Consider the following 23,866-nt stretch of genomic DNA (forward strand, 5'->3'; position numbering starts at 1 on the left):
GATTTGCATGAATCCCCTTTCCTTCGCTTCTTCGACGCTATCGCCGACAGGGTCGGCTCCCACCAAGCAGCAGGCCTGGTGGGAGCCGACCCTGTCGGCGATGTTCAGCCCTTCAGCCAGCGCGCCACGTCGATCGCGAAGTACGTGAGGATCGCGTCCGCGCCGGCGCGCTTCATCGCCAGGAGCGACTCCATCACGACGGCTTTCTCGTCCAGCCAGCCATTCTGCGCGGCTGCCTTGATCATCGCGTACTCGCCGCTGACCTGGTAGACGAAGGTCGGGGCGCCGAAGGCGTCCTTCACGCGGCGGACGATGTCGAGGTAAGGCAGGCCGGGCTTCACCATGACGGCGTCGGCGCCTTCGGCGAGATCGAGTTCCACCTCGCGCAAGGCTTCGTCACTGTTGCCGACATCCATCTGGTAGGTGTGTTTGTCACCCTTGCCGAGGTTGGCCGCGGAGCCCACGGCATCGCGGAACGGGCCGTAGAAACTGGACGCGTACTTTGCCGAATACGCGAGGATGCGCGTATGGATGTACCCGGCATCTTCCAGCGCTTCGCGGATGGCGCCGATACGGCCGTCCATCATGTCGGACGGTGCGACGAAATCCATGCCCGCCCCGGCCTGCGCCAGCGACATCTTGATGAGCGCATCGACGGTTGGCTCGTTCATCACGTAGCCGTTCTCGTCGATCAGCCCATCCTGGCCGTGCGTGGTGTAGGGATCGAGGGCGACATCTCCGATCAGGCCCAGCCCGGGGAAGCGCTTCTTCAACTCGCGCGTCGCGCGCTGGAACAGCCCCTCCGGATTCCAGGCCTCGCGTGCGTCTTCCGTCTTCACCGACCCGTCCACGGAGGGGAACAGGGCCAGCGCGGGGATGCCGAGGGCGACGCATTCCGCGGCGAGCTTCACCAGTTCATCGATCGAAAGGCGGTCCACGCCCGGCATCGAGGGCACTGGCTGGCGGACGCCCTCGCCCTCGACGACGAAGGCGACCATGATCAGGTCGGACACGGTGAGCACGTTCTCGCGCATCAGGGCGCGGGAGAAAGCGTCGCGGCGCATGCGCCGCATGCGGACAGCGGGGAAGGTCATGGGACGTCGTGCCTTTGCGTTGGCGATCCGGTGATTTTACTCCCTGGCGCCCCGACGCCGGAGGGCAAAGCGTCGCATGCCGTCAGGCGTCTATCCGCGCCGTGCTTTCCGGGTCGAAGAAGTGCAACCGCTCGGCCTGGAATCCCAGGGCCACGTCGTCGCCCGGCTGGATCGTCGTGTGCGGCGGCACGCGTGCGACGAGTTCGTCATCGCCGTGACGCATGTTGAGGAACACCTCGTTGCCGACCGGCTCGACGACATCCACGTGGGCATGCAGGCGCTCGGCGATACCCGGGTGATCCGACACCGTCAGCAGGTCTTCCGGGCGGATGCCGACGATGACGGGCCTGTCGAGGTGTGCGGCGAGGACGGGCGAGTCGGTCCCCAACGGGAACGACCCGCTCGTCATTTCCAGGCACAGCCCATCGGCGCGCCGCAGCGTGCCGTGGAACAGGTTCATCGCCGGGCTGCCGAGGAAGCCCGCCACGAACAGGTTCGCGGGCTTGTTGTAGAGGTTCATGGGCGTGTCGAGTTGCTGGATAACCCCGCCGTTCAGCACGACGATGCGCTGGCCGAGCGTCATCGCCTCGATCTGGTCGTGGGTGACGTAGACCATGGTGGCACCGAGCCGCCGGTGGATGCGCGCGATCTCCACGCGTGTCGACAGGCGCAGCTTGGCGTCGAGGTTCGACAGTGGCTCGTCGAGCAGGAACACCGCCGGATCGCGAACCAGTGCACGGCCCAGGGCGACACGTTGGCGCTGACCGCCGGAAAGGGCCGCAGGGCGATGGTCCAGGCGCTCGTCCAGCCCGAGCATGCCCGACGCGTCGGCCACGCGGCGGTCGATCTCCTCTTTCGGCGCATTACGCAGACGCAAGCCGAAGCCGAGGTTCTCGCGGACGGTCATGTGTGGATACAGCGCATAGTTCTGGAAGACCATGGCGATATCGCGATCCTTGGGCGGGACGTCGTTCACCACGCGGTCGCCGATCGTCATCGTGCCGCCCGAGATCGACTCCAGGCCGGCGATCATCCGCAGCAGCGTCGTCTTGCCGCAGCCGGAGGGCCCGACGAGCACCAGCAATTCGCCGTCGGCGATGTCGAAGCTGGCCTCCTTCAGGGCCACATGCCCGTTCGGATATACCTTGCGCACCTTGTCGAGGCGAACGGCTGCCATCACGTACTCTCCCGTTGGGTCCCGGTCTGTCAGGCGATGCCTGACATCGATCCGGGCAATACGGTATTCTGCCGACGTAATCGTTTACATCAAAGTGTCGGTTTCCACCGTCGCGTGTCGGATGTCCCTGACTCCCCGAAGAGCCAGAAGGTAAGTCCTCACTAGACGCCAGCCCCCGCGCGAGGCACCCTTGAGTGCTTCCGTGACACGACAGGTTTTACAACATGGCCAACGTTAGCGCCCCGGCGCCGACCCTGCTCGCCGATCTCGGCGGCACCAACGTGCGTTTCGGCATCGCGCATCCGGATGAAGATCAACCACTTATCCAGGAGAGCATCCGGCGCTACCACGTGAAGGATTACGCCTCCCTGGGCGACGCGGCCAAACAGTATTTCAAGGAGACCGGCCACGAGGCGCAACGCGCGATCATCGCCGCCGCAGGCCGTATCGACAACGGCGAGACGGTGAAGGTCACCAACAACCCGTGGGCCATCTCGGCGAAAAACCTCACCAAGGAGCTGGACCTGGAATGGGTCCACCTGGTGAACGATTTCGCCGCGCAGTCGATGGCGGTAATGCTGATGACTGACAAGGAAGACGCCAGCGGCCATCGCGACCTGGTTCAGGTGGGCAAATCGGCGATCCCGAAGATCGGCAGCAAGGAAGAACAGACGTTCGTCGTCGTCGGTCCGGGCACCGGCCTCGGTGTCGGCGGGCTGCTGATACGCGGCGACAAGGTGAGCGTGTTGCAGACCGAAGGCGGCCACGCCGGCTTCGCCGCGCACAGCGCCGAGGACATCGAGATCCTGAAGGTGCTCAACCTGCGCTACGGACGCGTCTCGAACGAACGCCTGATCAGCGGCGCCGGCCTCGTGAACCTCTATACCGCCATCTGCGAGATCTCCGGCCAGAAGCCGGACGAAACCATCACGCCGGAAGAAATCACCCGCCGCGCCACGGACGAAAGCTGCGTCATGTGCGGCCGCGCCGTCGAAACCTTCGCGGGCATCTTCGGCAGCGTCGCGGGCGACCTCGTGCTCACACTGGGGGCATGGGACGGTGTGTACCTCACCGGCGGCATGACGCCGATCCTCCTGCCGTGGATCCAGAAGGGCAATTTCCGCGAGCGCTTCGAGGCCAAGGGCCGTTTCCGCGACACCATGGAAGTCGTGCCGACGCAGGCGATCATGAACCCGGAACCGGGCCTGATCGGCGGCACCGCATTGGCTATCGTCGAGGCTGGCGGCACGCCGCTGCGCCGTTGAGCCAGTCGCCCTTCCCTCGGAAGGGACGCTCTTGTGGGAGCCGACCTTGTCGGCGACGGGTGCTTGCCTCGACCTGACCTGCTGCCCCGGGATCGCCGATAAGATCGGCTTCCCCAGGGTTCGGCTCTCCAATGAATCAGGCGGACGGCTGAATCAGGCAGGCGGCGCCAGCAGCGCGTCCAGGTCGGTTTCGTCGAAGCTGAGGCGTTCGCGACTGCCGCCACCCTCGAGCACGGCATCGGCCAACTGGGCCTTGCGCGCCTTCAGTTCCTCGATGCGCTCTTCCACTGTGCCCGCCGTGATCAGGCGGTACACGAATACGGGCTTGTCCTGGCCGATGCGGTGCGCGCGGTCGCTCGCTTGCGCCTCGGCCGCGGGGTTCCACCACGGGTCGTAATGGATGACCGTATCGGCGCTGGTGAGGTTGAGGCCGACACCGCCCGCCTTGAGTGACAGCAGGAACAGCGGGACTTCGCCATTCTGGAAACGCTGCACGGGTTCGGCGCGGTCGCGCGTTTCACCTGTGAGCGTGACGTAGCTGATCCGGCGGCGATCGAGTTCGCCGGCGATCAGCTTGAGCATTTCAGTGAACTGGCTGAAAAGCAGTACGCGCCGGCCTTCCGCCAGAAGCGCGGGCAGCATGTCCATCAGGAGTTCGAACTTCGCCGAGTCACGTACGCCGCGCGCGGCTTCGAGCTTCACCAGCCGCGGGTCGCAACACACCTGCCGCAACTTGAGCAACGCGTCGAGCACGACGATGCCGCTGTGCGCGATACCGCGCTGCGCGATCACCTCGCGCAGTTCTTCCGCCAGGGACAGGCGCAAGCTCTCGTAGAGGTCGCGCTGCTTCGGTTCCATCACGACCCGTCGCGTGATCTCGGTCTTCGCCGGCAGTTCGGAAGCGACCTGCGCCTTCGTGCGGCGCAGGATGAACGGCGCGATGCGGCGATTGAGGCGTTCCTGGCATTCGATGTCCTGGTGTTTCTCGATCGGCAGGCGATAGTGCCGGCGGAAGGCGCCTTCATCGCCCAGCAGGCCCGGCACGGCGAGATCGACCTGCGACCACAACTCACCCAGGTGGTTTTCCAGCGGCGTGCCGGTGAGGCACAGGCAACGAGGCACCTTCAGCGTGAGCAGCGCACGGCGCGCCTGCGTGCGCGGATTCTTCACCTGCTGGGCCTCGTCGAGCACGACCAGTGAGAAGGCCTGCTTCTTCAAGGTCTCGACATCGCGCGGCAACAGCGCGTACGTGGTGAGGATCACGTCGTGTTCCGCGATCCGCGCGAAGGTTTCCGCGCGTTGCGGGCCGTGCAGGGCCAGGAGCGTGAGGTCCGGTGCGAACCGTGCGACCTCGGATATCCAGTTGGGCACGAGGCTGGTCGGCACCACCACCAGCGCGGGCGACGTGAGCCCGCCGCTTTCCTTGAGCGCCAGCAGGTGGGTGATCAACTGCAAGGTCTTGCCCAGGCCCATGTCGTCGGCGAGCACGCCTCCCGTACCGGCTTCGGCTAGCGCGTTCATCCAGCGCAGGCCGTCACGTTGATAAGGACGCAGTTCCGCGCGCAGGGTGGCCGGGACGATGTCACTGGCCCGCTCGGCCGCTTCTCGCAGACGCTTGGTGAAGCCCCGCAGGCGCTCCGGGGCCTCGAACGAGCCCCCGCTGGGCAACGCCTGCGCCAGTTCCTCCAGGCGGCCGGCCTGCACACGCGGCAGGTGCAACTGCTGGCGCGGCTTCTCGAGGTATTCGGCCAACGGAGCAAGCAGACCGCGCAATTCCTTCAGCCGAACCGGCACGCGGCGGCGCTCGTCCACCGGAGCGTACCAGACGGAATCCTCGGCTTCGCCCGGCGAAGGACTGAGGCTGAGTTGATGTTCGGCGAGGGCCTGGGCCACGGCGGGCAGCAGGTTCACCCTCTTGCCCTCGATCTCGATGCCGATTTCCAGGTCGAAGGCGCGGTCGGCGTCATCCTCATGCGCCTGGCCATACCAGCGCACCGGCCCTTCCAGCACCTCGAAAGGGAAGCTCGGCGCGTACTCGAGGACGAAGCCATCCGCTTCGAGCTTCGGCCGCAGCGCCAGCCAGCGGGCCGGCGTATTCACTTCCAGCGCGCCCGCGTAGCCCTTTCCGGGAAAGAGCCAGGCATCGTCGGGCAGGGTGTCGGCCATGTCCCAGGGCAGGCCCTCGGTATCCACGGCGGGGTTGAGGCCGGCGTTCTCGAGGTTTTCCATCGAGGCCAGTTCCTCCGCACGGCGGCGGCTGATCTCCAGGAGGAGACCGTTGCGCACACGCCGGACCAGCGGCTCACCGCCCCGCCCCGGCAGGCGCTCGCCCGCGTAGTCGAACGCGAGCCGGCCGTAGGCCAGCGGCGGCGTGCCGGCGGCGAGCCGCGCGTGGCGCGTGAGGGCATGCAGTACCAGCACGGGACGCGGCGAGACTTCCGCACGGCGCATTTCGCTGAATACCTGCGGCTCGGGCACGCGCGGTCCCATGCGCGTCGATTCCATTTCCGCCCGGAACGCGGCGGTGTGCTCCGGCGGCAAGGGCGGCAGGTCGAGCCATGCGGTTTCGGCTGGATCGCTCTCGAGCGGGCCCACCTCGGCGTGCTCGGCGTCCAGGAACCAGAGCGAGCCGACGCGAAACAGGCGCTGGCTCGACGGCACGTCGGGCAGGAGCTTCTGGCTACCGTCCTTTTCCAGGCCCCAGCGCCAGCGCAGCGCCTGCGGCTTGCCACGCGACAGTTGCAGGCCCGCCACGCCCCCGAAGAAACACGGCGCGGCATCGAGCACCTCGGCCAGCAGCTGGTCGCCCAGCGCGCCGGTGAAACGAGCGTAACTGCGGCTCTTACGCAAGGTTTGCGGCAGGCCCAGCAAGGTCGCCGCCAGACGTTTCTCGTTCACCGTCAACGGCGTATCGGGAAGATGGCGGCTGTCCAGCGGCAAGGGCCGTGAATAGCGGCCGTCCTCGCTCACCGTGAGCAGGACGGGGGCGACATCCAGATGAGCCGCTGGCTCATGGTCGTCGTTGACGCCTTCGAGGAAGAAGCCGAGCACCGTGCGATCGGCGGGAGTCGCGGCGGCGGGCTCGTCGAGCGCGCGCCGCCACGCCTGCGGCAGCGAACCCGCGATGTCGTTCCGTCTGCGCTTGTCGTCCGGCTGATGCATCCGTAGCGTTCCCGCCCGCGCGACCAAAACAGGAAGCTTAGCAAAGGCGGGAGAAGGAACTCGTAGGACTTTTTACCCGGTGGATCGTCCCGGTTCAGCGAGCCGCGAGGCGCCGGGGCGGTCAGCCGCGGCGGTTCGGGAACAGGTCGACGGGATACTCGGCCTTCTGCTCCCGGCTCATCAGCGTACGCAGGCCTTCCGCCGGCGTGACCTCGCCGTGGAGCACGGCGCGTACGGCCGACGAGATCGGCAGGTCCAGCCCGTGGAATCCCGCCAGCCGCGCCACTTCGTCGGCGGTGACGACGCTCTCGACCACCTGGCCGATCTGACGCACGGCCTCGTCGAGCGGAATGCCCTTGCCCAGGGCCAGGCCTAGGCGGCGGTTGCGGGAGAGATCGCCCGTGCACGTGAGCACGAGGTCACCCAGACCGGCGAGACCCATCAGGGTTTCCGCGCGGGCACCGAGCGCCACGCCGAGGCGCAGCATCTCGTTCATGCCGCGGGTGATCAGGCCGGCTCGCGCATTGAGGCCCAGTTCCATGCCGTCGGCGACACCGGTGGCCACGGCGAGCACGTTCTTCATCGCCCCGCCGAGTTCGGCGCCGAGGATGTCGTTACCGGTATAGGCGCGGAAATTCGGTGCGTGCAGGAGCACGGCCAGCTCCTTGCCGAAGGCCTCGTCCGTGGCGTGCACCGTCACCGCGCTGGGCAGGCCGGCGGTGACCTCACGGGCGAACGAAGGACCGGTGACCACCGCCGCGGGACGGCCGGGCAGCTTCTCGTCGACCAGCTCGTGCAGGAATCGCCCGGTGCCGGTCTCGAAACCCTTGGTGGCCCACGATATTTTCGCGCCCGGCTCCAGGAGCGGCACGATCTGGTCGAGCAAGGCCGCGAACGCGTGGCTCGGCACCACCAGCAGGACGATGTCCGCGCCACGCAGGATGGTGGCGAGATCGGCCTCGTACGTGAGTTCCGGCGGCAGATCGAGATCCGGCAGGTAACGCAGGTTGCGTCGCGCCGACGCCATGGCCGCCAGGGCTTCCGCATCGCGTCCCCACAACCTCGTGGGAACGTCGTTGCGGGCCAGGAGCGCGGCCAGCGCGGTGCCCCATGACCCGGCGCCGAGTACGGCGACGGTGGGTCGGGAAGTGAAGCTCATCGATCAGCTGTTGAGCGGATGGGCCCCGGCGCCTTCGAGCTGCTGGCGCTGCTGTTCGGCGTAGAGGGCGTCGAAGTTGATCGGCTGGAGCAGGAACGGGGGGAAACCGCCTTCCTGGATCATGGACGACACCATCTGGCGCGCGTACGGGAACAGCAGGTTCGGGCAGTACGAGCCCAGGATGCCGTCGCGGTCGTCATTGGTGAAGCCGCCGATACCGAAGATGCCAGCCTGGTGCACTTCGGCGAGATAGGCGGTGCGCTCGCCCAGGTTGCAGGTGAGCGTGAGGCTGAGCACGACTTCGAAGAGATCGTTGCCGAGGTCGACGGCCTTGTGGCCGAGGTTGAGCTGGACCTGGGGCTGGGCCTCGGTCTCGCCCATTTCCTGAAAGACCTGCGGGGCGTTCGGGGCTTCGAAGGAGGCATCCTTCACGTAGATCTTCTGCAGCACGAGCTGCGGCTGGCCGGCCTGGCCGTTGGCGGTGATTTCTGCCATTGCGTGGTCCTCGAAAAGGCGTCGTGTGGGCTGATTGCGTGCCACTGGCACGAAAGCGGGGATTGTTTCACACAACCCGTCGCGCCGCACAGTCCGGCTTGCGCAGACCTGTGGGATTCTGAGAGAATGCCCGGCTTCCCTATGCCGACCCGACACGTCGGGCAGGCCCGTCATGCGATGCGGGCCCCATCGGCGGAAGCGCTCCACCCGCCAGCCATCGCGTGGCGACCCCTTTCCCGGGTCGCGGCTGGGCCGTCGCCGTCCTGGCCAAAGGATGGTCCAACGAATCTAGAGGAGGCCACCATGGCCCGTAGATGCCAAGTCACCAATAAGGGTGTGCAGACCGGTAACAACGTCTCGCACGCGAACAACAAGACCCGTCGCCGCTGGTTGCCGAACCTGCACGAGCGCCGCTTCTGGGTCGCCAGCGAGAACCGCTGGGTGAAGCTCCGCGTTTCCAACCACGCGCTGCGCACCATCGACAAGAACGGCATCGAAGCCGTGCTGGCCGACCTCCGTTCCCGCGGCGAAAAGATCTAAGGAGATCGAACCATGGCAAGCAAGCGCGATAAGCACCGCCTGATTTCCACCGCGGGCACCGGTCATTTCTATACGACCACGAAGAACAAGAAGAACACGCCGGAAAAGATGGTCTTCATGAAGTATGACCCCGTCGTCCGGAAGCACGTGGAATACAAGGAAGGCAAGATCAAGTAACGCACCGCGTTCGACGCGCAGCGTTCCCTGACTTCGAAGAACCCGCCTCACGGCGGGTTTTTTTGTGGCTCCGTATGAGCCCTCGCCCGGGTGGGAAGCGGCGGGCGACATTTGCGAGGATCAAAAAAAAAACCCCGCCATGAGGCGGGGTTTTCGGTGATTCAGGCTAGGCGGGAGGGTTACGCACCCACCGCCGAATAGCCCTTGAGGCGTTGAGCGAACTGCTGCAGCGAGCGGATGCCGCTCTGCTCGGCTTCCACGATCCACTGCTGCAAGGCCTTGAGCGACTTGTCGGCGCCACGCTCTTCCATCAGGGCCACGAGCCGGGCGCGGAACTCGCACACGGTGCGCAGCGCGGGACGATTCGCCAGAGCGGCCTGCAAACGCTCGCGAGCATCGTTGTCGAGCCAGCGGCCGCCGTCGGCCAGGGCACGACGCAGGCGGCGCGGCACGGACTTGATGCTGTCCCCGGCCTGGCCCATTTCCTCGCGCATCGTCGGCAGGATCACGTTCCGGTAATAGTCCGTGGTGGCCTGGAAACGCAGGGTCAGCACACCCTTCAGCGTCTCGGCATCGGGCAGGTGCACGTTCGGGCGGATGTTCAGGGTGGGCGCGACACGCAACACCTTGGCCAGGCCCAGGAAACGCAGGCTGCAGATCGCCGCCCAGCCGATATCGAACTCCCACTTGCGCAGGGCGAACTTCGCCGAGCTGGGGAAGGCATGGTGGTTGTTGTGCAGTTCTTCGCCACCGATCCAGAAGCCCCAGGGCGAGATGTTCGTCGCCTTGTCGGAGCTCTCGAAGTTGCGATAGCCCCACCAGTGGCCGATGCCGTTGACGAAACCAGCCGCCCAGAAGGGGATCCAGATCATCTGCACTGCCCAGATCGCGAGGCCGATCACGCCGAACAGCGAAATGTCGATGATGGCCATGAGCGTCGGGCCCCAGTAGGGGTGACTGCCGAACAGCTTGCGCTCGAACCAGTCGTCCGGCGTGCCGCGGCCGTACTTCTCCATGTCGGCCTTGTTGTAGCTGGCCTCGCGGTAGAGCGCCACGCCGTCCAGGAAGACCTTCTTGATGCCGGCGATCTGCGGGCTGTGCGGGTCTTCCTCGGTTTCCACCTTGGCGTGGTGCTTGCGGTGGATGGCCACCCACTCCTTCACCACCATGCCGGTGGTAAGCCAGCCCCAGAAACGGAAGAAACCGTTGAGGGTCCAATGGAAATCCACGCCACGGTGGGTCGCGCTGCGGTGGTAGTAGAGCGTCACCGTGAAGATGGTGAGCTGCGTGACCACGAGCAGATAGACCAGCATCTCGCCCCAGCTTGCGCGGGTGAGTCCGTTGGCCAGGAAATCGAGCAGGGTGTCGAGCATCGAGTCGGTACCGCGCGGGAAGTGAAAGGAGGTATACAAGTCCAGTCTAACCAGCAACATCCATACCCACCAGCACGGAAAACGGCAAATTGTGAAAGGAGTTGTTGTGGGATCGCGAGCCCATTCCGCACAATCGCCGGATGACATCCCGCCTAGCCGTTCAGACTGATCAAGGCCGCCTCGCACGTTGGGTGCAACATGCGCGGCATAGCGCGACGATCGCCGACGTAACCGCATGAGCACGAGCCATCTGCTGAATATCGAAGGGGTTTCGCGACGAAGGGCGGGCCGGGATGCCGTCACCGACGTGTCCTTCTCCCTGAACCGGGGTGAAGTGCTGGGCCTGCTTGGCGTCAATGGAGCAGGAAAATCCACGACGCTGTCGATGCTTTCCGGCGCACTCCGCCCGGATCACGGGCGGATCGAACTCGACGGGCGTGATTTCGTCGCCCACCCCGCGATCGCCCGCCAACTCGTCGGCTGGCTCCCGGAGAACGCGCCCCTGTGGGCCGAACTTTCCGTGGAGGAACACCTCGTCGCCTTCGCCCGGCTGCGCGGCGCCGCGCGGCAAGCGGCACGGCGGGCCGCGCAGTCGATCATCGCGCGGTTACAACTGGGCGACCTGCGCCGGCGTCTCGCCGGCGTTCTCTCGCAGGGCCAGCGCCAGCGCCTCGGCCTCGCATGCGCGCTGGTGCACGACCCGGCACTCATCATCCTCGACGAACCGGCCAACGCCCTCGATCCCGTACAGGTCGGGGAACTGCGCAAGCTCATCCGCGAGCGAGCCGCCGCCGGCTCCGCCGTCATCCTCTCCACGCATGTCCTCGCGGAAGTCGTGGCCGTCTGCGATCGGGTCGCCATCCTCCACGAAGGACGCCTGCGCCACGACGCCCCGCTACGAGGAGACGAAGGCGGCGCCTCGCTGGAATCGATTTTCTTCGGCATCGCCACGGGAGCCGCGGCATGAGTGTCGCCGCCGTCGCCCGGCTCGAATTGCGGCGCCTCGCCGTTCGTCCACTGGCATGGACACTGGCGGCGCTGACCATCGCATGGCTGGCCTGGACCTTCGTGCTCGGCCTGGGCCAGTTCCTCGGGGCGCAGGTGAAACTGGCCGCCGTGGCGGACGCTCCGGGCTTCACCGACCTCGTGGCGATTCCCCTCCTCGCCGAACTGGCCAAGCTCGCCTTCCTCGTCGTCCCGCTGATGACCATGACCCTGATCGCCGGTGAACGCCGTGCCGGCACACTGGCCCTGCTCTCCTCCACGGGCTTGCCGCCGTGGCGCATCGTGCTGGGCAAGTACCTGGCCGTGCTCGTATGGCTGGCCCTGTGGCTGCTGGCCACCCTGGCGATGCCGCTGGTCGTCGGCCTCGGCTCGACGGCCGACTGGGGCAAGCTCGCCGCCGCCACCCTCGGCACGGCGCTCTTGCTGGCCGCCCTCGCGGCGATCGGCATCGCGTGCTCGGCGGCGACGAGTTTCCCTGCGATCGCCGCGGCGATGGCTCTCATCGTGACGCTCGCACTCTGGACGATCGACCGCGGAGCGCAGGCCGCCGGCGTGAGCGGCGGCTTTCTCGAGTGGCTCGCCATGGCCACGCACCTGCAAAACCTCCTGCGCGGACTCGTCGCATCGAGCGACCTCGCCTGGTTCGCGCTGGCGATCGCCTTGTCGCTAAGCCTCGCGATCCGCCGCTTGTCCTTCGACAGGGAACGCCAGTGATGCGCCGGCTGGACCGCTGGCTCGTGCTGCTCGGCCTCCTGGTGGCCACCGGCTGCATCGGCTTCCTCAGTTCGCGCCATGTATGGACCTTCGACTGGACGCGCGGCGCGAGGGCCAGCCTCGCGCCTGAAAGCGTCGCGGTCCTGGACAAGCTGCATGGTCCCGTCGAAGTCGTCGGCTATATCTCGCCCACGGGGCCGTTGCGCGAACAGATCGCCGCTGTCCTGGAGCGCTACACACGCGAGAAGAAGGACCTCGTGCTGTCCTTCGTCGATCCCGATGTCGATCCCGCCGCCTCGCGCCAGTTGGGCATAGCCGGCGACGGCGCATTGCTGATCCGGTACCAGGGTCGCGAAGAGCGCGTGGAAAGCCCGATCAACGAGCGCAACCTGTCGAACGCCCTGGAGCGGCTCGCCCGCGGTGGCCAGCGGATCGTCGCCTTCGTGACGGGTGACGGCGAACGCCAGGCGGACGGACACGCCAATGCCGATCTCGGCGTCTTCATGAGCCAGGTCGAACGTCGTGGCGTCCGCGCCGTGCCGCTCAATTTCAGCCAGACCCAGGGCGTGCCCGAGCACACCGACCTCGTGGTGCTCGCGAGCCCCACCGCGCCCTTGCCGCCGGCCACCGTGGGAGCGCTTGTCGATTACGTCCGCACCGGCGGTAACCTGCTGTGGCTGACCGAGCCGGGCGACGACGACCTCGGTACCGGCGCGCTCGCCGACGTGCTCGGCGTGCGTGTGCTTCCCGGCGTCCTCGTCGACGGCCAGGGAAGCACGCTCAACGTCAATGACCCTCGTATCGTCGTGATCGGCGACTATCCCTTCCATGCGATCACCCGGGCCTTCCGCGACACCACGCTGTTCCCCCAGGTGTCCGCGCTCGCTCAGGTCTCCGACCACGATTGGGCGGTCGTTCCCTTCCTTCGCTCGGGGGAACGCAGTTGGACGGCGTTCGGCGGGATCGACAATGACGAGGCTTCCACCGTCGCCTTCCATCCCGAGGCGGGCGAGTTGAAGGGACCGCTCGATTTCGCCTTCGCCCTGAACCGCCTGTCGCCGAGCCCGGTCAAGAGCGAACAGCGCGCCGCGGTCATCGGCGATGGCGATTTCCTCTCGAACACCTACGTCGGCAACGGCGGCAATCGCGCCCTGGGCGAGCGCATCGTCGACTGGCTCCTCGGTGACGACGTGCTCGTCGACCTGCCCGCCCGTGGTGCGCCGGACCGCGTGATCTCGCTCTCCCAGGAGGGCCTCAACGCCGTCACGCTGGGCTTCCTCGTCGGGCTACCGCTCGTGCTCCTGGGCCTGGGTGCGGGCATCGCCTGGCGGCGACGGAGGCGCTGAGGTGAAAGCGAGGCTGGCGGGGCTTGTCCTTATCGTGCTCCTCCTGGGCGCCGTGGCGTGGCAGTGGCGCGCCGATGAAACCGACGCGCGCGAACACATTCTCACCGCACTCGATCCAGACTCCGTGCGACACATCGAGGTATCCCTGAAAGGCCTGCCTGCGCAGCGTTTCGAACGCCATGATGGACACTGGACCGCATCGGACGGCCCAGTGGACGAAGGGCGGGCGCAAGAGCTGGCCACCCTGGCGGCGACCCCCGTAACGGCCTGGGCACCGGCGAGTGGTTTCGACGCCGCGAAGATCGGACTGGCACCGCCCCTGGCTGTCGTGGTGCTGGACGGTACTCGCATCGAATTCGGCGAGATGACCGCCCTGGGCAAGCAACGCTACGCGCGCGTGGCCGGGCGCATCGCCTTCGTGCCTGCCCAGGCGCTGCCACGCGCACCGCGGACGGCGTCGCTGCCGACGACCTCCACCGCCCCGTAGCTTTCATCATCGCCCTGCCGCGAACGTGGCGCCCCTCCGGGGCGACGCTTGCCAGGCGGGGCCGTACGCCCCATCTTTCACGCATGCCCGAACTGCCCGAAGTCGAAACCACTCGTCGCGGTATCGCCCCCCATGTCGAGGGCCATCGTGTCACCGGCGTCGTGCTGCGCCGTCCGGACCTGCGCTGGCCGATACCGCCGGAGGTTTCCATACTGCTGCCGGGACAGACGATCGACTCCGTCGACCGAAGGGCGAAGTACCTGCTTTTACGCACCCAGGCCGGCACCGCGCTGCTGCACCTGGGCATGTCGGGCATGCTGCGCGTGCTCCCCGCCAATACCCCCATCGGCAAGCACGACCACGTCGACATCGCGCTCGATTCCGGCCAGGTCTTGCGCTTCACCGATCCGCGGCGCTTCGGCGCCCTGCTCTGGCAGATGCCCGGCGAAACGCACGAGTTGCTCGAAGGCATCGGACCCGAGCCACTTACCGAGGAGTTCGACGGCGACCTGCTGTGGCGGGTGTCCCGCGGACGCTCCGCCGCGGTGAAGACATTCCTGATGGACAACGCCGTCGTCGTCGGCGTCGGCAATATCTACGCGAGCGAAGCCTTGTTCGCCGCGAAGATCGATCCCCGCCGTGCGGCGGGCAAGGTGTCGCGCGAACGCTATCGGAAACTGGCGACGGAGGTGAAGCGGATCCTCGCCCATGCGATCGAGCGTGGCGGCACGACACTGCGCGATTTCCTCGCGCCGGACGGTGCGCCAGGCTATTTCTTCCAGGAGCTGTTCGCGTACGGGCGTGCCGATGAACCCTGCAAGGTTTGTGGAACGGCTATCCGCGTGGTGACCCTGGGCCAACGTGCTTCGTTCTATTGCCCGGCCTGCCAGAAGTAGTGAGGACGACGCCGGGTGACGTCGTAAGACTACGGCGTCGCAAGGGTGCCACTTCTAAGCTTTCGTGCACCCACCCTGCATGGAAGCACCATGAACAGCCTCCGCCCGATACAGGCGATCCAGCGCATCGCCCTTCTCGCCCTCGCCCTGGCGGCGAACACGGCTCTCGGCAGCACGACCGCAGGCATCCCGGCGGACATGAGCCGGCCTTTCGATCGCTACAGTTGGGTGACCAGCCACAACGCCTTCACGAGCAACGGAACCATTCCCAACCAGAGCCAGACCATCGACCGCCAACTGACCGAAGGCGTACGCGGCCTGATGCTCGACCTTTATTACGACCGGGGGCGCGTGCGGCTCTGTCACAGGACATGCCTCGGCGATTCGCAGACCTTCGCCGATCTGGTCAACAAGACCCTGCTGCCCTTCCTCGAACGCGAGCCGAAGGCGATCGTGAGCCTGCATCTGGAGGATTTCACCAGCAGGCGCCATCTTCTCGCCGAACTGGAGCGTGCCCCAGGCCTGGTAGGCAGGACCTTCGACCCCTATGCGTGGTCGACACCGGCGTGGCCCACCTACGCCGAGATAGTCGAGAGCGGACAGCGCATCCTCGTCTTCAGCCTCAACACCGACAACAGCGGCGCGTTGATGACCGGCGCCGGCGCCATCCACGTCATGCCCAGCGAGGTTTTCACCGTGGAGAACTACTGGAGTCTCGGCGCGACGATCTTCCAGCACGACAACGAATGCCGTAGCCGCTGGAACGGCACGACGCACCCGCTCTCGCGTCGCGAGATCACCGAAAAGCCGGGCTGGCGGCCATTGTTCACCATGAACCAGTTCCACGGCGTGCCGCTCAGGCTGCACGCGAGCACCGACAATCGCTTCGAACGATTGAGCGAACGGTACATCGAGTATTGCCGTCCGGTGGCGCGGCGCAAGCCGAACTTCGTCGCCGTGGATTTCCACGAGCGCGGCGACGCGGCGACATTCGCGACGTGGCTCACCTTGTGGGCACCGGACGCCATGCCCTGAGGCCCGCGGTCAGTCAGGCCAGCGCATGTCCGCGTGGGAATTGTTGAAGGCCGGGTCTTCCTCGCTGCCGGACAAGGTCACCGACAACCCGCCGTCCACACCGTCCACCTCGATCGGCTGCCGCGGATCGAAGTGGGCGCCAAGCGCTCCCAATTCCACGAAGCGCTCGGCCAATGCGCCGGCGCGGTCGATTTCCCGATCGGGCACGTTGGTGAGGCTGACGTCGGGGCGGCCGAACTTGCGCATGCCGCGCGTGCGGATCCAGGAACGGCCCTTGGTTTCCTCGGGGCTGCACAGGATCAACACATGATGCCGCGGTGGCGCGCCCCCCTGGACGAGGTAGTGCTCGCGCCAACCGGCTGCGTCGAACAGCGTGAGGATCTGGGGATCGACGACGGCCTTGCCGCCGGTATCCGTGAGCGCGGCGACGACACCGAGGGTGTCTCGCAGGTAATCGAGGCGATCGCGGTCGGCGAAACGTCCACGGATGGCCACGACGTGCGGCGCGGCCTTGGCCGCGGCGAAGGCCTCCGGATTGTCCTCGCGCAGCAGCTCACCCAGCGCGCCGGACAGGGGATAGCCTTCCCAGCGCGCAAGCACCGCGTTCTGGAATCGCTGCAGCTCGACCCCTTCCGGCAGGCCAGGGCTGCCGTAGCGCGCGGCCGGAATGGCGAGGTCCTCGGGGAAGGCGCCGAATACGAAGAAAAGCAGGACCGCCTGTTCGTCGCTGGGCTTCCAGTAGGGGCGCGGCCATTCGGCGGCCTGGGGCGTCGTCGTCTCGGTCACGCGTGGCTTCCTTCGTCGGGATCGTTTTCTCCGAGCGGCAGCACCGATTGCTGCAACTCGATACGGCCGTCGCCACCGGTGATGCTCTTGAACTCGGCACGACTCACGGAGACATAGCGGTCGTTGCCGCCAATCTCAACCTGCGGGCCCTGGGTCACCGCGCGGCCATGTTCGTCCACCCGCACCACCATGGTGGCTTTCTTGCCCGAATGGCAGATGGTCTTGATCTCCTCGAGGTTGTCCGCCCAGGCGAGCAGGTACTTGCTGCCCTCGAAAAGCTCGCCGCGGAAATCCGTGCGCAAGCCATAGGCGAGCACGGGGATACCGAGGCGGTCGACCACGTCGGAGAGCTGCCAGACCTGGGCCTTGCTCATGAACTGGGCCTCGTCCACCAGGACGCAGTGGAGCGGCCCGCGGCGCCGGATGTCGGCTTCCACGAGAGCGAAGATGTCGTCGTCGCCAGCGAAACGCATCGCGCGGGCTTGCAGGCCGATGCGCGAGGCCACGATGCCCTCGCCATACCGATGGTCCAGCGCCGGCGTGAGAATGAGCGTGCGCATGCCGCGCTCGTGGTAATTGTGCGCGCTTTGCAACAGCGTCGTGGTCTTGCCGGCGTTCATTGCCGAATAGTAGAAATAAAGCTTGGCCATGCGATCGGTCCGGTGCGTGACCGCCCATGGTACCGCCAAGGCCGCCGGCCGGCATACGGCCCGCCTTCCCACCTGCTAACATCCGGGGCCTCGTCCGCCTGTCCTACGGCCGATCCCGATGCTCAACCCGCAACAACACGCGGCCGTCGAATACTGCGACGGTCCCCTCCTCGTGCTGGCCGGCGCCGGCTCCGGCAAGACCCGTGTCATCACGGAAAAAATTTCCCATCTCATCTCGCGCCGGCACCTGGCCGCCGAGAAGATCGCCGCCATCACCTTCACCAACAAGGCGGCGAAGGAAATGCGTGAACGCGTCGGCAGGCTCATTTCCGATGACGCCGCGAAAGCCCTCACCGTCTGCACCTTCCATGCGCTGGGGCTGAAGTTCCTGCAGATCGAGCACGAGCGCGCGCAGTTGCGCCGCGGCTTCTCCGTGCTCGACGCCGACGACAGCGGCAACATGATCAAGGAGCTGTCGCCCAAGGGCGTGAAACCGGAAGTCATCCAGGGTATTCGCAACCTCGTGGGCCGCGCGAAGAACGCGGGCCTGACGCCCGAGGAAGCCATGGCCTCGGCACGCAGCCCGCGCGAGATCGAGGCGGCCACGATCTACGACCTCTACCAGCAGCGCCTGGCCGCCTTCAACGCGGTCGACTTCGACGACCTGATCCGCCTGCCCCTGCGCATCCTCGAAAACGATGCCGATGCGCGTGCCATCTGGCAGGAACGGCTGCGTTACCTGCTGGTGGACGAATACCAGGACACCAACGACGCGCAATACCGCCTGCTCAAGACGCTTGCCGGCCCGAAAGCGAGGTTCACCTGCGTGGGCGACGACGACCAGAGCATTTATGCCTGGCGCGGCGCGAATCCGGAAAACATCGATCAACTGGGTCGCGATTTCCCACAGTTGCGCGTCATCAAACTCGAACAGAACTACCGCTGCGCGAAGCGCATCCTGCGCGCGGCGAACCAGCTGATCGCGAACAACCCGCACGCGCATGAAAAGAAGCTGTGGAGCGACCACATCGAGGGTCCACCCATCCGCGTGATCGAGTGCAAGGACAGCGATCACGAGGCGGAACGCATCGCCGCCATCGCGGCGAACCTGCACGAGAAGTACAAGGACAAGGGTATCCGCTGGGATGACTTCTGCATCCTGTATCGAGGCAATTTCCAGGCGCGCGCCCTCGAGAAGGCACTCCGCCTGGCCCGCGTGCCGTATCACCTAAGCGGCGCGCTTTCGTTCCTCGATCGCGCCGAGGTGAAAGACATCCTCTGTTACCTGCGCCTGCTCACGAATCCCACGGACGACGCGGCTTTCCTCCGCGTCGTGAACGTGCCCAAGCGCGAGATCGGCGCCACGTCGCTGGAAAAACTTGGCCAGATGGCGCAGGCGCGCAACGCGTCGCTGCTCGATGCCGCGCGTAGCGACGCCGCGCTGAAAAACATCTCCCCACGCCCGGCGTCGGCGCTTGCAGGCTTCGCGCGCCTGATGGACGAACTGCGCAGCCACGCGGTGCATGAGAGTGCCGCCGACCTCGTCGACACCGTGATCGAGAAAACCGGATACGGCGCGCAGATCGCCGCATCCACGCCCGACGAGGCGCTGCGCGAACGCCGCCTGGGTAACCTGCGTGAACTCGTCGACTGGTTCCGCGCGATGGGAAAGGATGGCGGCCGTACCGGCGACATCGCGGCGCAACTCGCCCTGCTCAGCCACGCCGACCGCGACGACCCCGGCAACGCGTTGCGCATGATGACCCTGCATTCGGCCAAGGGGCTGGAGTTCCGGTTCGTTTTCATCGTCGGCTGCGAGGACGGCACGCTGCCGCATGAAGGGGCCATCGACGAAGGACGCCTCGACGAGGAACGGCGCCTGATGTACGTGGGCATCACGCGGGCCAAGGAGATGCTGACGCTGTCGTTCGCGGCCCGCTCACGCAAGTACGGCGAGATCCTCAACAACGATCCCAGCCGCTTCCTGGAGGAACTCCCGCAGGACGATCTTCACTGGGACGGCAAGGATCCGGACGCCGATGCCGAAGTGAAAAAGGAAACGGCCGAGACGCACATGGCGAGGATCAGGGCCATGCTGGCCGGCGGCGCCTGAAATCTCGCGGGTTCAGATGAGCTTTTCGGCCTCCAGTTCGCTCTTCAGGTAGGCGTAGTAGATCGGCGCCGCCACCAGGCCCGCCAGACCGAACGCGGCCTCGAAGACCAGCATCGCCACGAGCAGTTCCCACGTGCGGGCACGGATCTGCCCACCGACGATGCGCGCGTTGAGGAAGTACTCCAGCTTATGCACGACGATCAGGAAGCCCAGCGCGGCCACGCCCACCCATAGCGAGACGGACAGCGCCGCGATGGTCACGAGCGTGTTCGATATGAGGTTCCCCACCACGGGCAACAGGCCCGTCACGAAGGTCACCAGCACCATCGTCTTCGCCAGTGGCACGTGTACGCCGAACGACGGCAGTGCGACCAGAAGGAAGACCGCCGCCAGCGCGGTGTTGATCGCCGAGATCTTCAGTTGGGCGAAGATGATGTTGTGGAACGCATGGGCCAGCCGCATCGCGCGCGTCGACAGCTCGAACGACAGCGGCCGCGCCGGACGGCCACCCGCGCCATGGGTCACCGCCACGATCGCCCCCAGGACGAGGCCGATGAGGATGTGCGCGAACACGCGCGCCGTCGTCGTGCCGGCCAGGCGCAGGTCGCCCGAATGCTCGTGCATCCAGGCCATGCCCTGCTCGCGGAAATCGACGAAGCTGTCGGGAAGGCGCGAGGTCAACCAGGGCGGCAACTGCTCATGGGCCTTGCTTAGCAGGGGCAGCAGTTTGCTGTCCCACAATTCCTGGGGATCGCCGATGTCGCGCCGATAGAACGACAACGCCGCCACGACGATGAGGATGATCGCGCCCACCACGACCACGGTGACCACGCCGACCGCGATCAGTCGCGCGCGTTCGCCGGGAATGACGCGCCGGATGAGTGGCGTCAGCGCTTCCACGACTTCGTATACCAGCAAGCCGGCGAGCAGCGCCGAGATGAGGTGAAGCATCAGGATGCCCCATAACGCCAACGCCGCCAGCACATAGGTGGCGATGCGGATGCTGCGCGGGTCCTGCGTGATACCTGCCATGCTGCAACTCCTCGAGGGTGGCGCGATTCCAGCAGCCGGCCGATGAACGCTAGATCAAGCGTTCCGCTTCCAGTTCGGCCTTCAGGTACGCATAGAAGATCGGTGCCGCCACCACGCCGGGCAGGCCGAACGCGGCTTCGAACAGCAGCATGGCCACCAGCAGCTCCCACGCACGGGCCCGGATCTGCCCGCCGACGATACGTGCATTGAGGAAATATTCGAACTTGTGGATGACCACGAGGAACGCCAGCGCGCCCAGCCCCACGTACAACGATACCGACAAGCCGACGACGGTGATCGCCGTGTTCGACAGCAGGTTGCCGATGACCGGTAGCAACCCGACGATGAAGGTGATCACGATCAATGTCTTGGTCAGCGGCAGGTGTACGCCGAAAAGCGGCAGCACGCAGAGCAGGTAGATCGCGGTGAACAAGGTGTTGAACAGCGAGATCTTGATCTGCGCGAAGACGATGTTGTGGAACGCGTCGGCGAGCCTTGCGCTGCGCAGGCTGAGTTCCGCGGCGAATGGGCCTATCTGGTGCGTGGGCCGGGCCCGGCTCAGGGCGATGATGGCGCCCAGCACCAGGCCGATGAGGATGTGCACGAGAACCCGAGCGGCCTCCTTGCCGGCCAGCTGCAAGGTGACGGCGTGCGAGCGCATCCAGTCCATCGCCGTGATGCGCAAGGCGTCGACACTCTCCGGGAGGCGATCGACCACCGCCGGCGGCAGTTGCTGGCGCGCGCGCTCCACCACGGGCATGAGTTTGTTCTGCCAGAGGTCTTCCGGGTTGCCGATCTCGTTGCGGAAGAAGCTGATGCCGCCGAGGATCAGCAGGGTGAGCAAACCGACCACGATGACGCCGACGAGGGCGACGGCCAGGGCGCGGGCACGGTCGCCCGACAGCTTCCGCCCCATGAGGGGAGCCGTGGAGACCACGACCTCGTAGACCAGCAGGCCCGCGAGCAAGGCCGGGAGCAGACGCAGGTAGAGGACGAGGAACAGGCCGAGTCCGGCGGCGATGTAACTGGCGATGCGCACGGCGTGCGTCCGCGAAGGGGCGGCTTCCATGAGCGGTCTCGTCGTGGATGAGGGCGCAGTCTGTCAGGACGCGGGGTGGTCGCGCCAGAGGCGTGCCGCCGTCGTCATGCTGTCGTAAACTGCCCTGACAATCGCCGCCCCACGGGCGCGATGCCTGTTTGCCAGGGGTTTTCATGATGAAGTTCGTCCCGGCCGCGTTCGCAGCCGCCTTGATCCTCGCCGGCTGTGCGCACGTACCGCAGGCGGCGGCTCCCGTTCCCGTCACGGCGACGCCGGCAGCCGAAGCTCCCGCCGCCCCTTCCGCCGATGACAACCTGAATGCCGTGGCCTGGTCGCAGAACGCGAGCGAGCACGATTTCATCTACTTGCAGACCTACCGCGACGCCCGGGAGAAACTTCTCAAGGCGAAGAAGGACCCCACCTGGGATGCCTTGCCGAAAGACGATCGTGCCGCGCACCCCTCGCTGAAGGGCCTGAAACCCGCCGTGGTGCTGGACATCGACGAAACCGCGCTCGACAACTCGCCGTACCAGGCTCGCCTCATCCGGTCGGGCGGCGAGTTCAACGAGGCGGAATGGGCCGCGTGGTGCAAGGAAGCCATCGCCCGGCCGCTGCCTGGCGCGCTCGAATTCACCCGGTTCGCGGCCGACCACGGCATCGCGGTGATCTACATATCCAACCGCGCGAAGGATCTGGACGAAGCCACGCTGGCCAACCTTCGCTCCGCAGGCTTCCCCGTCGCGGGAAAGCAGTCTTTCCTCGGTCTCGGAACCTTCGTCGAGGGCTGCGAGCAGGTCGGAAGCGAGAAAGGCTGCCGGCGCCAGCTCGTGGCGAAGGACTATCGCGTGCTGATGCAGTTCGGCGACCAGATCGGCGATTTCGCCAACGTGCCGGGCAATACCGCCCAGGGCCGTGCGAAGGCCATGGCGCCGTACACGGCATGGATCGGCGAACGCTGGTTCGTGCTGCCGAACCCGACCTATGGCGCTTGGGAATCGGCCTTGTTCGACAATGACTACGGGCTGCAGCGCAACGAGCGCCGCCAGAAGAAGATCGACTCGCTTCGAACCAAGTAAAATCAATGACTTAATAGCATGTAGCTGACATATTGCTTTAGCAATGTCGGCCAACTATCATTTCTCTCGCCGAAACCTGCGGTGCCCAAAGCAAAGCAGGCAAGGCCATTTCCCTTTCCGGCTTCGGGCTGGATAACCCCGTGAGACGTCGCGTCTCCGGGGTTTTTTCTTTTAAGGCCGCCCGGGCGAGGTGGCGCGCGACGCCCCCATCGATACCGGGCGCCCTGTATCCTCCACCTCCCCTTCGCCAAGCGCCGCCGACCCCGCCATGCGCCGCCATCGTCCGATTGTCTGGATCCTCCTGCTGTTCCTCACGCTGCTTGCCGCCTGCAACAAGCAGAAGGAAGCCCCGGGAACACCGGGCGGCGGTTCTCCAGAAGACGCCACCCGGGAGTCGCTGGCCCTGCTGCGCGAGGGCAAGTTCGACCTGTTCTGGAAGCACGCGCTACCGCCGGCGGACTTCGCCACGCTGCGTGCGGACTGGCCGCTGCGCAATGCCGCGCAAAGCCCGGTCACTCCGGACGACCGGGCGAAATTCGAAGCGGGCGTGAAGCGCCTGACCGAGCCGGATGCCGAGAAGAAGCTCTTCGCCGACCTGCGCCCCATCCTCCTGCGCTTCAACCGCGACTACAAGGACCAGATGCCCTTGCTCTCGGGGGTAGGCCAGTCGATGGCGTTGACCGCGATCGATCAGGCGAAGGACCTCACGCTGTCCCAGAAGCGGCAGCTGCGGGAGATCGTCAACGCGGTCGCGCCGTGGACGCAGACGGTGGACTGGGCCGACCAGGCGAAGGCGAAAGAGGCCATCGGCGTCCTCGTCGACACCGCGCGCAAGAGCGGTCTCTCGACCCCAGAAGCGCTGCACGCCATGAGCTTCGAACAATCCATGGCCACCTGGTCCACGGCCTGGATGGGCCTGAAGCGCCTGCTGGACGTCTATGGTCTGTCGATCGACAAGAGCTTCGAATCGGTAAGCATCGACGCGCTCGAAAGCAATGGCGGCTCCGCCCACGTGAAGATCACCTATACGGTGCTCGACAAGCCCATCCAGACCGACGCCACGCTGGTGCTGTTGGACGGCCGCTGGTACGACAGCGACCTGCTCCAGCGTGTGCGCGACGAACACGCACGGCTGGTACCGCCGGCGCCCGCCTCCAGCGTGCCCGCGCCTCCTTCCACCGCGCCGCCCCCGCCGCGTAACCCGGGCGCCCCGGTCGCGGACGCCCGGACCCGCTGAAGCCGTAC

At 66.3% G+C, this 23,866-nt stretch carries 22 protein-coding genes; 12 read left to right on the forward strand and 10 right to left on the reverse strand.

The genetic code is table 11. The features are described 5' to 3' along the window. Nucleotides 1-104: 104 nt before the first annotated feature. Together hemB and QFZ41_RS08385 are read right to left on the reverse strand one after the other, a co-directional pair. A complete protein-coding gene (gene hemB / locus QFZ41_RS08380; protein ID WP_429198344.1) occupies nt 105-1,094 on the reverse strand; it encodes a porphobilinogen synthase in 990 nt (329 codons plus the stop codon). Between the two features lie 82 nt (nt 1,095-1,176). Beyond that, complete coding sequence (locus QFZ41_RS08385; protein ID WP_429198345.1) at nt 1,177-2,271, reverse strand: ABC transporter ATP-binding protein; 1,095 nt, start codon at nt 2,269-2,271, stop codon at nt 1,177-1,179. 224 nt (nt 2,272-2,495) lie between these two features. Between QFZ41_RS08385 and glk the strand changes: the two genes are divergently transcribed. Then, entirely contained in the window at nt 2,496-3,536 is a 1,041-nt protein-coding gene (gene glk / locus QFZ41_RS08390; protein ID WP_429198346.1) for a glucokinase, read from the forward strand. A gap of 153 nt (nt 3,537-3,689) precedes the next feature. Here the strand turns inward: glk and QFZ41_RS08395 are convergent, their stop codons facing one another. The 3 genes from QFZ41_RS08395 to secB form a co-directional block, all read right to left on the reverse strand. Beyond that, on the reverse strand, nt 3,690-6,698 hold the full coding sequence (locus QFZ41_RS08395; RefSeq protein WP_429198347.1) for a DEAD/DEAH box helicase: 3,009 nt from the start codon (nt 6,696-6,698) through the stop codon (nt 3,690-3,692). A gap of 121 nt (nt 6,699-6,819) precedes the next feature. After that, complete coding sequence (locus tag QFZ41_RS08400; protein ID WP_429198348.1) at nt 6,820-7,857, reverse strand: NAD(P)H-dependent glycerol-3-phosphate dehydrogenase; 1,038 nt, start codon at nt 7,855-7,857, stop codon at nt 6,820-6,822. A gap of 3 nt (nt 7,858-7,860) precedes the next feature. Beyond that, complete coding sequence (gene secB / locus QFZ41_RS08405) at nt 7,861-8,352, reverse strand: protein-export chaperone SecB (RefSeq protein WP_306848085.1); 492 nt, start codon at nt 8,350-8,352, stop codon at nt 7,861-7,863. A gap of 303 nt (nt 8,353-8,655) precedes the next feature. On the opposite strand from secB, the gene rpmB reads away from it, so the two are divergent. Both rpmB and rpmG read left to right on the forward strand, forming a co-directional pair. After that, a complete protein-coding gene (gene rpmB / locus QFZ41_RS08410; RefSeq protein ID WP_089981369.1) occupies nt 8,656-8,892 on the forward strand; it encodes a 50S ribosomal protein L28 in 237 nt (78 codons plus the stop codon). Nucleotides 8,893-8,904: 12 nt separating this feature from the next. Further along, nucleotides 8,905-9,069, forward strand: a complete 165-nt coding sequence (gene rpmG / locus QFZ41_RS08415) for a 50S ribosomal protein L33 (protein WP_036109728.1) — start codon at nt 8,905-8,907, stop codon at nt 9,067-9,069. 179 nt (nt 9,070-9,248) lie between these two features. Here the strand turns inward: rpmG and QFZ41_RS08420 are convergent, their stop codons facing one another. Continuing rightward, the gene (locus QFZ41_RS08420) at nt 9,249-10,442 is read right to left on the reverse strand and encodes a DesA family fatty acid desaturase (RefSeq protein WP_371023874.1); all 1,194 of its coding nucleotides are present in this window, start codon (nt 10,440-10,442) and stop codon (nt 9,249-9,251) included. Between the two features lie 235 nt (nt 10,443-10,677). Between QFZ41_RS08420 and QFZ41_RS08425 the strand changes: the two genes are divergently transcribed. The 6 genes from QFZ41_RS08425 (at nt 10,678) to QFZ41_RS08450 (ending at nt 15,925) form a co-directional block, all read left to right on the forward strand. Further along, entirely contained in the window at nt 10,678-11,409 is a 732-nt protein-coding gene (locus tag QFZ41_RS08425; protein WP_429198349.1) for an ABC transporter ATP-binding protein, read from the forward strand. Further along, nucleotides 11,406-12,161 (forward strand): ABC transporter permease, encoded by a 756-nt coding sequence (locus QFZ41_RS08430; protein WP_429198350.1) that lies wholly within the window; start codon nt 11,406-11,408, stop codon nt 12,159-12,161. The genes QFZ41_RS08425 and QFZ41_RS08430 overlap by 4 nt, the downstream gene beginning before the upstream one ends. After that, nucleotides 12,161-13,507 (forward strand): GldG family protein, encoded by a 1,347-nt coding sequence (locus QFZ41_RS08435; protein WP_429198351.1) that lies wholly within the window; start codon nt 12,161-12,163, stop codon nt 13,505-13,507. The genes QFZ41_RS08430 and QFZ41_RS08435 overlap by 1 nt, the downstream gene beginning before the upstream one ends. Before the next feature lies 1 nt (nt 13,508). Further along, entirely contained in the window at nt 13,509-13,994 is a 486-nt protein-coding gene (locus tag QFZ41_RS08440; protein ID WP_429198352.1) for a hypothetical protein, read from the forward strand. An 83-nt stretch (nt 13,995-14,077) separates the two neighbouring features. Next, the gene (gene mutM / locus QFZ41_RS08445) at nt 14,078-14,890 is read left to right on the forward strand and encodes a bifunctional DNA-formamidopyrimidine glycosylase/DNA-(apurinic or apyrimidinic site) lyase (RefSeq protein ID WP_429198353.1); all 813 of its coding nucleotides are present in this window, start codon (nt 14,078-14,080) and stop codon (nt 14,888-14,890) included. Between the two features lie 90 nt (nt 14,891-14,980). Continuing rightward, nucleotides 14,981-15,925 carry a hypothetical protein gene (locus tag QFZ41_RS08450; protein ID WP_429198354.1) on the forward strand — a complete coding sequence of 315 codons (945 nt, stop codon included), beginning with the start codon at nt 14,981-14,983 and terminating at the stop codon, nt 15,923-15,925. 9 nt (nt 15,926-15,934) lie between these two features. Here the strand turns inward: QFZ41_RS08450 and QFZ41_RS08455 are convergent, their stop codons facing one another. Together QFZ41_RS08455 and QFZ41_RS08460 are read right to left on the reverse strand one after the other, a co-directional pair. Next, entirely contained in the window at nt 15,935-16,711 is a 777-nt protein-coding gene (locus tag QFZ41_RS08455; protein ID WP_429198355.1) for a hypothetical protein, read from the reverse strand. Beyond that, nucleotides 16,708-17,361, reverse strand: a complete 654-nt coding sequence (locus tag QFZ41_RS08460; protein WP_429198356.1) for a thymidine kinase — start codon at nt 17,359-17,361, stop codon at nt 16,708-16,710. Before QFZ41_RS08460 ends, QFZ41_RS08455 begins: the two co-directional genes overlap by 4 nt. 118 nt (nt 17,362-17,479) lie before the next feature. Between QFZ41_RS08460 and QFZ41_RS08465 the strand changes: the two genes are divergently transcribed. Next, nucleotides 17,480-19,474, forward strand: a complete 1,995-nt coding sequence (locus tag QFZ41_RS08465; protein ID WP_429198357.1) for a UvrD-helicase domain-containing protein — start codon at nt 17,480-17,482, stop codon at nt 19,472-19,474. 12 nt (nt 19,475-19,486) lie between these two features. On the opposite strand, the gene QFZ41_RS08470 is transcribed toward QFZ41_RS08465, so the two are convergent. Further along, a complete protein-coding gene (locus QFZ41_RS08470) occupies nt 19,487-20,506 on the reverse strand; it encodes an AI-2E family transporter (RefSeq protein ID WP_429198358.1) in 1,020 nt (339 codons plus the stop codon). Nucleotides 20,507-20,555: 49 nt separating this feature from the next. Then, entirely contained in the window at nt 20,556-21,575 is a 1,020-nt protein-coding gene (locus QFZ41_RS08475; RefSeq protein WP_429198359.1) for an AI-2E family transporter, read from the reverse strand. Between the two features lie 143 nt (nt 21,576-21,718). Between QFZ41_RS08475 and QFZ41_RS08480 the strand changes: the two genes are divergently transcribed. Next, nucleotides 21,719-22,621, forward strand: a complete 903-nt coding sequence (locus QFZ41_RS08480) for a 5'-nucleotidase, lipoprotein e(P4) family (protein ID WP_429198360.1) — start codon at nt 21,719-21,721, stop codon at nt 22,619-22,621. A 268-nt stretch (nt 22,622-22,889) separates the two neighbouring features. After that, complete coding sequence (locus QFZ41_RS08485) at nt 22,890-23,858, forward strand: hypothetical protein (protein ID WP_429198361.1); 969 nt, start codon at nt 22,890-22,892, stop codon at nt 23,856-23,858. Nucleotides 23,859-23,866: the final 8 nt, after the last annotated feature.

This window comes from Luteibacter sp. W1I16 (genome assembly GCF_050434905.1).
Taxonomy (GTDB): Bacteria; Pseudomonadota; Gammaproteobacteria; order Xanthomonadales; family Rhodanobacteraceae; genus Luteibacter.